This is a genomic window from Comamonas sp. w2-DMI (assembly GCF_040187735.1).
Taxonomy (GTDB): Bacteria; Pseudomonadota; Gammaproteobacteria; order Burkholderiales; family Burkholderiaceae_C; genus Comamonas; species Comamonas terrae.
In genome coordinates this window covers 21,385-30,128 of the sequence record NZ_JBANEL010000037.1, presented here as the reverse complement: position 1 = coordinate 30,128, position 8,744 = coordinate 21,385, and the positions used below count along the sequence as shown (strand labels likewise).

The window sequence follows — 8,744 nt, the reverse complement described above, 5'->3', positions numbered from 1 at the left end:
GCGCACGGCGCTGTCGCAGAAGCCGGGCGAGACGATCGCGCAGGAGCTGGCGACGATGCGCGATGCGCAGCGCATGACGCCGGCGCTGGTCATGCGCGATCCCTACATTCTCGACTTTCTCGGGCTGCGTGACACCTGGCAGGAAAGCGACTTGGAAGCGGCCATCATCCGCGAAATGGAATCCTTCCTGCTGGAGCTGGGGGCCGGTTTCTCCTTCGTCGCCCGGCAAAAGCGCATCCCGATTGACGACGAGGATTTCCACCTCGACCTGCTGTTCTACAACCGCAAGTTGCGGCGGCTGGTGGCGGTGGAGTTGAAGGTCGGCGAGTTCAAGGCGGCCTACAAGGGGCAGATGGAGCTTTACCTTCGCTGGCTGGACAAGCACGAACGCGAGCCGGAGGAAGCCTCGCCGCTGGGCATCATCCTTTGCACCGGCAAGAAGCGCGAGCAGATCGAATTGCTGGAGCTGGACAAGTCAGGCATCCACGTCGCCGAGTACCTGACTGCCTTGCCGCCGAGGGGCGTGCTGGTGGAACGGCTGCAACAGGCAGCAGAGCGGGCGCAGTTGCAGATCGAGCAGCGCAAGACGGACACCGAGTAGTCCTGTCCCAAGCAGTCGGGCATCCCGGCGTTCCGCCGTCGCGCTGTCGTGCTGCGCATCGAGCCTCGCTGCGCGAGTCTCGCCCCTTGCGGGCTTCCATCGTTCCCTCGCTTTGCTCGGCTGACGCCTTCGGCCCTGACGGGCCTGCGCGCTCCGCTTGCCCCAAAAGCCGAGGGTGTGCAGTGGGCGGGGTGTAGGCGGTCTTGCTGTTCCCTTCACCGTATCACGGCGTTCTCGCCGTCAAGGGCGGCGCGCGCTGTTGCGCGCTTGCGTCCTGGCGGCCGTCTGCGACCCCTGACTGCTTGCGCTGCGCCGTGCTGGACACGGTTCCGGGCAATTCCGCCCGAGCAACCGGAGCACGATCATGTCGCAACTGTCCTTTTCCTCGTTCGATGCCGCGCTGATGGTGCGCGACTCCCAAGGTCATTACCTGCCGGCGACGGCCGACCAGATTCTGGAGGCCGCGCGCCAGGCCATCGAGCACAAGATGCAGCGCGGTGCCTCATTCAGTTCACCGTCGGAAGTCAAGGAGTACCTGCGCGCCAAACTGGCCGGCTTCGAGCATGAGGTGTTCGCGGTGCTGTTCCTCGATTCGCAGCATCGCCTTATCGAGTATGCCGAGATGTTCCACGGCACCATCGACAGCGCATCGGTGTATCCGCGCGAAGTGGTGAAGGAAGCGCTGCGGCTCAACGCGGCAGCGGTCATCGTTTCGCACAACCACCCGAGCGGCAATCCAGAGCCAAGTGCGGCCGACAGGGCATTGACGTTGCAACTCAAGAGCGCGCTGGCGCTGGTGGACGTTCGCACGTTGGATCACATCATCGTGGCGGGCAGCCTCACTACGTCCTTCGCCGAACGTGGCTTGATCTGACCGAGGGGGCTTCGGCCCCCTTTTTGCTGCGCCTGCTGGCGCAACTCCGGCCCTCGCGGGCCTGCGCGTGCTACGCACTTGCCCCAAAGCCGGAGGTGCGTGGAGGTTGTGAGGGAGGCGGTCTTGCTGTTCCCCTCATCGTGCCACGGCGTTCTCGCCGTCAAGGGCTGCGCGCCAATGGCGCTTGCGTCCTGGCGGCCGTCTACGACCCCTGACTGCTTGCGCTGCGCCGTGCCCCGGAAGGGTCGGGCAATTCCGCCCGGCAACCTTTCAGGAGTTCACCATGAACAACGTACTTATCACTGCCGAGCAGCGCGTCGTGCTGCTGGCCAACGGCAGCACATCGCTGGAGAACCCGGACTTCGACCCAGCCCCGGTGGTCAAGCTGTTCACGCCGGACGGCGGCGCGACCTGGCTGCTGACCGAGATTGACCCCGACGACCATGACCACGCTTTCGGTCTTTGTGACCTGGGGCTGGGGATGCCGGAACTCGGCTGGGTCAGCTTGAACGAGCTGGCGAGCGTGCGCGGCGGGCTGGGCCTGCCGATCGAGCGCGACCTGTCTTTCCGTGGCGAAAAGCGGTTGAGCGCCTACGTGCGCGATGCGCGGCTGGCGGGGCGGATCGTCGTCTGACCTCGCCCTTGGAGCGCCTCAAGGCGCTCCTTGCGCTTTCTCGATCATTTCAGGAGATCAATGCCATGAGCAGCCATCACGACTACATCATCGAAATCACGGCGCAGCACGATGCGCTCAAGCCCTTCGCGCCGGAGAACGGCCAGCCGCTGCGCTTCAAGATCGGCGACGCGGTGATCTACACCAACCAGTTCGGCGTGCAGTTCCGTCGCCGCGTCACCGGTTTCTACCAGCCCAGCGGGCTTTGTGGTCACTATGCGCGCGGAGCGCGCTATCTGCTGAACTCGACTTCGCCGTGGGTGCCGGTTGCGCAATCCAGCCTGCGTCCTGACGACTCGGCCTGATGCCTTCGCGCCCCTTGCGGCGCGCTACGCGCTTCGCTTGCCTCCAGGGGAAAGCCCTGCGGGCTATCCCCGCCGCGCAGACTTGGCGCCCCTGAACATCGCCGACCCGGCTGCGCCGGATCGGCCAGACAGCATCCACAGCAGATCCACGATGCCCTGCGCGTGCTCGTCCTGACCCTGTTGTCCATTCGGTTTTGAAGTCTGGGCGTCCCCGGCCACCTGGGAGATGGCCGGTCGCGCTGTCGTGCTGCGCATCGAGCCGCCTGCGGCGTCTCGCCCCTGTCGGGCTTCCATCGTTCCCTCGCTCCGCTCGGCTGACGCCTCCGGCCCAGCTTCCAGCTTCGGGCCTGCGCGCTTGCGCTTGCCGTGCGGTCGGCGTGGAAGGTGCCCGTTGCCATGTCCAGCCGTCTTCCCTGACTCCATCACCTTGTCCGCGACTGTAGCCCGCTCCCGTGTGCCATCAAGGCGCGCAGGGCCGTGTCCTCGGCTTCGCCTGCGGGCCGCACCAACCCTGCGCTTTTTTCCTTGACGGCCCCCGTCCGCGCGCTCCTGACCGTCGCGGGCGATGAACTCAGGAAAGACGGTGGCAACAGGGCCAACCGGGTTCCTCGTGCCGACCGCACCGAACAGCCGAAAGGCTGGGCTCCGAATCTAGGAATCCGGTGTGCGCTTTCTTCAACAGCCAAGTCAGGAGAACGACATGCTTGCAACCCGTTTCGCTTCCCATTCCCCCGCACTGCGCAGCGACTACCCGCTGTCCGATGACCAGATTCACCGTGTAGCGCCGTCCATCTTTGCGGATGCCCCGCATGAAAGTCGTTCGCAGCGATACGCCTATATCCCTACGGCGGCGGTTTTGACCGAGCTTCGCAAAGAAGGGTTTCAGCCTTTCATGGTGACGCAAACCCGCGTGCGCGATGAAGGCAAGCGCGAGCACACGAAACACATGCTGCGCCTGCGCCACGCCAGCCAGATCAACGGCGCGGAAGCCAATGAAATCATCCTGCTGAACTCGCACGATGGCACCAGCAGCTATCAGATGCTGGCGGGCCAGTTCCGATTTGTTTGCAGCAATGGCCTTGTGTGCGGCGACACCGTGGCCGATGTGCGCGTCCCCCATAAAGGCGACGTGGCGGGCCAAGTCATCGAAGGCGCTTTCGAGGTGCTGCGCGGTTTCGACCTTGTGCGCGATTCCCGCGACGCCATGCGCGCTATCACGCTCGATGAAGGCGAAGCCGAAGTGTTCGCCCGCGCCGCGCTGACCCTCAAGTACGACGACCCGAACAAGCCCGCGCCCATCACCGAAAGCCAGATTCTGATGCCGCGCCGGTTTGAAGACCGCCGCCCCGACTTGTGGAGCGTGTTCAACCGCACCCAAGAGAACCTGACCAAAGGCGGATTGCATGGTCGCAGCGCCAACGGACGCCGCCAGCAGACCCGTCCGATACAGGGCATTGATTCCGATGTGCGCCTCAATCGCGCCTTGTGGATGCTGGCCGATGGCCTGCGCCAGTTGAAAGCCTGACCCGTCCCCCGCAGGAGGGGCGGTTTCCCCTCCATTCCTTGTTTCACTCGATTGGAGAACCACCATGAACGCCATCACCACCACCGAAGCCCGCGCCGTCAATGCCGCCGCCGCTATCCCGCTGGAAGCCGCCGACCCGACCAAGAACCTGATTCTGGTTCCGCTGTCGCGGCTGGTGCTGCGCCCCACGGGCCGCAACGTGCGCAAGACCCCGCGCATGTCCATCCCCGAACTGGCTGCAAGCATCCAGCGCGTGGGCCTGCTGCAAAACCTGATCGTGATCGCATCCGCCGATGGCGAGCATTACGAGGTGGTCGCCGGTGGTCGTCGCCTTGCTGCGCTGAAGCTGCTGGCGAAAAAGCACCGCATCGCCAAGGATTGGGAGGTGCCTTGCTTGCAAGTGGCCGATGGCACGGCCCGCACTGCCAGTCTCACCGAGAACGTGCAGCGTGAAGCCATGCACCCGGCAGACCAGTTTGAAGCCTTCGCCGCGCTGGTGGCCGAAGGCCGACCCATCGAGGACATCGCAGCGGATTTTTCCGTCACGCCGCTGGTGGTGCAGCGCCGCTTGAAGCTTGCGAACGTCTCGCCGCGCCTCATGGCCGACTACCGCGCCGATGCCGTGAGCCTTGACCAGTTGATGGCCCTTGCCATCACCGATGACCACACCGCGCAGGAAGCCGCCTTCTACGATGCGCCAACGTGGCAGCGCCAGCCGTCCGCGCTGCGCGACCGCCTCACCGAAAGGGAAATCGACGCCTACCGGCATCCGCTGGTGCGGTTCGTCGGGCTGGAAACCTACGAGGCCGCAGGCGGTGGCGTGCGCCGTGACCTGTTCGCGGAAGGTGACGCGGGCGTGTATCTGACCGATGCCGCGCTGCTGGACAGGCTGGCGCAAGACCGGCTGGCGGGCATCGCCGCCGAGGTGAAGGCCGAAGGCTGGGCATGGGTGGATGCCACGCCGGGCGTGACCCATGCCGACCTGCACGCTTTCCAGCGTGCGCCGAGGGAGCGGCGCGAACCGACCAAGCGCGAAGCGCAGCGCATCGAAAAGCTGCAAGCCAAGGTGCAGGCCATTGGCGAAGCCCTCGATGGTGCGCTGGAAGCCGAGGACGAGGACAAGGCCGACGCGCTGCAAGAGGAAGGCGAAGCCGTGGGCGAGCAGTTGCAGGCGTTGGAAGATGGTTTGCAGGACTACAGCCCGACCGTGAAGGCCGCAGCCGGTGCCATCGTCACCATCGACCGCAACGGGCAGGCCGTGATCCATCACGGCCTGATGCGCGAAGCCGAGGCCAAGGCCCTGCGCACGCTGGAACGCCTGCGCCAAGGTTTCAGCGGTGAGGATGCCGAGAACGGCGACGAAGGCGAGGACGACGACCAGCCCAAGACCGCCGCCATGTCCGACCGACTGGCGCAGCGGTTGAGTGCCCACCGCACCGCCGCGCTACAAATCGAAGTGGCGCAGCATCCGCAAGTGGCGCTGGCCGCGCTGGTGCATGGCATGGTGCAGACCGTTTTGCACGGCAGCCACTACGGCCACGACCTGCCGCTGGGCGTGAGCCTGAAAGTGCAAGACCGGCTGGAAGGCATGGCACCGGACTGGCCGGAATCGCCCGCTGCCGTGGCGCTGCGCGAACTGCAACAGGTGGCGGGCGAAGCCTTGCCGCAGGACAGCGCCGAACTGTTCGCCGCGTTGCTGGCGAATTCGCAAGACGAACTGGTGCGACTGCTGGCGGTATGCGTGGCCGTCACGGTGGACGTGGTGACACCCCGCACCATGCGGCAGCAGCCGGGCGAGGAACTGGCGCAGGCCGTGGGGCTGGACATGGCCGCATGGTGGAAGCCCACCAATGAGGGTTATTTCCGGCATGTGCCGAAGGCCGCGATTCTGGAAGCCGTGGAGCAGTTCGCCCCGTCGCACGTCACCCGGCTGGCGAAGCTGAAGAAGGCCGACATTGCCAGCGAAGCGGAGCGGCTGGCCGATGGCACTGGCTGGATGCCTGCCATCTTCAAGGCCGAAGGCACGCAGGAAACCACGCCGGCGGCGCCGCAGGCCCAGGACAACGCCCCGGAGGATGCCGAGGCAATGGCGAATGAAACCGCCGTGGCGCTAGCCGCTTGACCCGCGCCGACAGCAAGCGCCCGGTCTCGACCGGGGCGCTTGCTGGAAGGAGAACACCCCATGACACGTACCACCACCAGCCGCCCACGCATGGCGGCGATCTACGCCCCCGGCACGGTACGCGCCCGCCGCTGGCACGGCGATGGCGACGTGCGCGGCTACCGCCCGCCCTCGGGCTGGTCAGCCCGCGCCGACCTGACCGACATTCACCCCATCACGGGCCGCGCCTTGCCGCGTGCCGTATGGTGGCTCATCGAGACGAAGGAATAACCCGATCAGCACCGCGCCCATGCCGTTCCGTCCTGGGCGCGGTGAAAGCAAAATCCGGGCGCGGCAGTGGCCGCGCCCGGTGTTCAAGGCCAACTGCCGAATCAGAACGCCGCCGCCCTCGCGGTGGCTCAGGTGGCGGCGTTAAAGCAGCCGAGCATCCGCCCGGCCCACACCTGCGCGCTCCGCTTGCCTCCAGGGGAAAGCCCTGCGGGCTATCCCCGCCGCGCACAGCTTGGCGCCCCTCGATGCCGCCGAACCGGCTTCGCCGGATCGGCCCGGCCAGCGCTCCGCCACGATGGACGGGGCGCTGGCGAACACGCTGGCGTTTGCTGCGGCGGGTTGTGCAAATGCGTGCCGTCCTCAACGCTGGCGGTTCTTGCCCATCACGTCCATGAAGGACTGTTCACGGACAACCCGCCCAGCATCGCTATGGAGTTTCTATGCCACGCCACTAGACCGGCGCCGCAAGTTGCGGCGGAGGCGTTCTTGCCTGTCATCGGGTGGTTGACCTGGCCTGCGTCAGTGGGCGAGCCGGAGCAGTCTTCATGCGGGGATGCCGAGCCGGCCACATCTCCTTGCGGTGCGGTTCGGCCCAAGGCGTCCTTGTGTTGTTGTGAATCCTGGCGGTGGCGCGGCTGCGCCTCGGGCTTCATGGCTGCAACCGTCCGGCGAAAACAATTTCCCCTGCTTTGTCACTGCGTTCGGTGCATTCCTCGCGGGACAAATTCTTTTCGCCTCCCGGCTCTCCACTGCGTTTCGACCGCAAGCGGTGCAGCCAGCCCGTCCCCCGCCGGCCGGATCACAACAAGGACGCGATGGGCGCGAACCTTGTTCCACCGAACGGAGATTTCACTATGGCCAACATCGGCACCTTCACCGCAGACAAAGACGGCTTCACCGGCACGCTTCGCACCCTGACGCTCAACGTCAAGGTCAAGCTGGTGCCCAACGACAAGGGCGACAACGAGAAGGCCCCCGACTTCCGCCTGCAGGCCGCCAGCCACGACATCGGCGCAGCGTGGAAGAAGACCAGCGAGGCCGGGCGGGAGTACATCTCCGTGACCCTCGACGATCCATCGTTCCCGGCCACGGTCTACGCCCGCCTGATCGAAGGCGAAGACGGCACGCACGACTTGATCTGGTCGCGCAGCAAGCCCCAGGCGGCGTGACCGCCGCCCGCAGCGCCCCGCCACATGGCGGGGCGCTGCGCTGTTGTGTTGGTTCGTACCGAACCTGGTGGCAGGCGGTGGCCCATAGTGTGGGCTGCACTTCTATGCGGGGACGCGGTGCTTGCCGTTGCAATCAGGGCATGGCGTGTCGGCGCGACTCGCCGCCGGACTTTTACGGGCTACGCCCCGTGCCGTCTTTGCCGTCACGGCCATCCGGCTCCAATCCCTCACGCCTTCGCGCCTGCGGCGCTGCGCACTTCGCTTGCCTCCGAGGGAAAGCCCTACGAGCTATCCCCGCCGCGCACAGCTTGGCGCCCCTCGATGCAGCCGGAGCCTACGGATGGGCCGCCGCTGCGAGCTGGCTTTCAGCCTCGCTCATCAGCACTGCCGTGCTGCATTCGAGCGCGCCGGCGATCTTGAAGATGATCGCCAGCGTGGGCATGTGCTCGCCGCGCTCGACCTTGCCCATGTGCGAGCGCTCGACGCCAGCCAGGTGCGCCAGCGATTCCTGCGCAATGCCGCGCTCCGTCCGCAACGCGCGCACCGCCGCGCCGAAGGCTTGCGCCAACTCGGCATCGTAGGTGGTGGCGCCGGCCGGTCGGCCGCGCTGAATGGGTCGCTTCTGCATAGACAGAAGCGTCAAGTCGCAGCACAATTAAAACCACGTTATCTTTAACTCTTTCAGTGAAACCTCACTGTTTTGCGTTTTTACGGGAATCCGCATTTGTGCCTCTGCGGATTTCCACAAAGGCGCATAGCCACGGAATCACAATCGTGCTTTTTCCCAAATCCGCCGATGCGGCTTTGCGTTTTCACGCTTGGGCGGATTTGTGAATTGGGAATAGATCGCCATGAACTCACTCATCACCGAGGACGAGCGCCAACGCCTGCTGACCCACGGCCAGGCACGTGCTGACGGTCAGGCCGGCGACCCGCTGCCCGTGGTGCGCCTGTTCACACCGGACGCACACCTCACCTGGCTGCTCGCTTCGCTCGACCCGGCCGACGGCGATACGGCCTACGGCCTGATCGACCTGGGCCTGGGGATGCCTGAGCTGGGCACCGTGAAGCTGTCCGATCTGGCATCCATCGTCGGGCCGCGCAAGCAGCCTGTGATGCGGGATCGGTATTTCCAGGCGGCGCGGCCCCTGTCGGAATATGTCCGGCTGGCCCAGGAGAACGGCGGCATTGTCGATTAAGCCAAT

The 8,744-nt window shown here is 65.7% G+C and carries 10 protein-coding genes; 9 read left to right on the top strand and 1 reads right to left on the bottom strand.

Translation table 11 applies throughout. The annotated features are described in order from the left end of the window. The 8 genes from V8Z74_RS23885 to V8Z74_RS23850 all read left to right on the top strand — a co-directional run. Positions 1-601 (top strand): PDDEXK nuclease domain-containing protein (locus V8Z74_RS23885; RefSeq protein ID WP_349711728.1); only part of this gene is annotated, 601 nt, incomplete at its 5' end. 364 nt (positions 602-965) lie between these two features. After that, complete coding sequence (radC, locus tag V8Z74_RS23880; protein WP_019726271.1) at positions 966-1,475, top strand: RadC family protein; 510 nt, start codon at positions 966-968, stop codon at positions 1,473-1,475. 283 nt (positions 1,476-1,758) lie between these two features. Further along, positions 1,759-2,109, top strand: coding sequence for a DUF2958 domain-containing protein (locus V8Z74_RS23875; RefSeq protein WP_019726272.1), 351 nt, complete (start codon positions 1,759-1,761; stop codon positions 2,107-2,109). A 65-nt stretch (positions 2,110-2,174) separates the two neighbouring features. Further along, on the top strand, positions 2,175-2,453 hold the full coding sequence (locus V8Z74_RS23870; RefSeq protein ID WP_019726273.1) for a hypothetical protein: 279 nt from the start codon (positions 2,175-2,177) through the stop codon (positions 2,451-2,453). A gap of 700 nt (positions 2,454-3,153) precedes the next feature. Further along, a complete protein-coding gene (locus tag V8Z74_RS23865; protein WP_025981539.1) occupies positions 3,154-3,978 on the top strand; it encodes a DUF932 domain-containing protein in 825 nt (274 codons plus the stop codon). A 64-nt stretch (positions 3,979-4,042) separates the two neighbouring features. Next, positions 4,043-6,100 (top strand): ParB/RepB/Spo0J family partition protein, encoded by a 2,058-nt coding sequence (locus V8Z74_RS23860; RefSeq protein WP_019726276.1) that lies wholly within the window; start codon positions 4,043-4,045, stop codon positions 6,098-6,100. Between the two features lie 60 nt (positions 6,101-6,160). Beyond that, positions 6,161-6,370, top strand: coding sequence for a hypothetical protein (locus tag V8Z74_RS23855; RefSeq protein ID WP_019726277.1), 210 nt, complete (start codon positions 6,161-6,163; stop codon positions 6,368-6,370). An 854-nt stretch (positions 6,371-7,224) separates the two neighbouring features. Beyond that, on the top strand, positions 7,225-7,539 hold the full coding sequence (locus V8Z74_RS23850) for a DUF736 domain-containing protein (RefSeq protein ID WP_019726278.1): 315 nt from the start codon (positions 7,225-7,227) through the stop codon (positions 7,537-7,539). Positions 7,540-7,873: 334 nt separating this feature from the next. Here the strand turns inward: V8Z74_RS23850 and V8Z74_RS23845 are convergent, their stop codons facing one another. After that, complete coding sequence (locus V8Z74_RS23845; RefSeq protein ID WP_019726279.1) at positions 7,874-8,167, bottom strand: helix-turn-helix domain-containing protein; 294 nt, start codon at positions 8,165-8,167, stop codon at positions 7,874-7,876. Positions 8,168-8,390: 223 nt separating this feature from the next. Between V8Z74_RS23845 and V8Z74_RS23840 the strand changes: the two genes are divergently transcribed. Further along, positions 8,391-8,738, top strand: a complete 348-nt coding sequence (locus V8Z74_RS23840) for a DUF2958 domain-containing protein (RefSeq protein ID WP_019726280.1) — start codon at positions 8,391-8,393, stop codon at positions 8,736-8,738. The last annotated feature ends 6 nt before the right edge of the window (positions 8,739-8,744 follow it).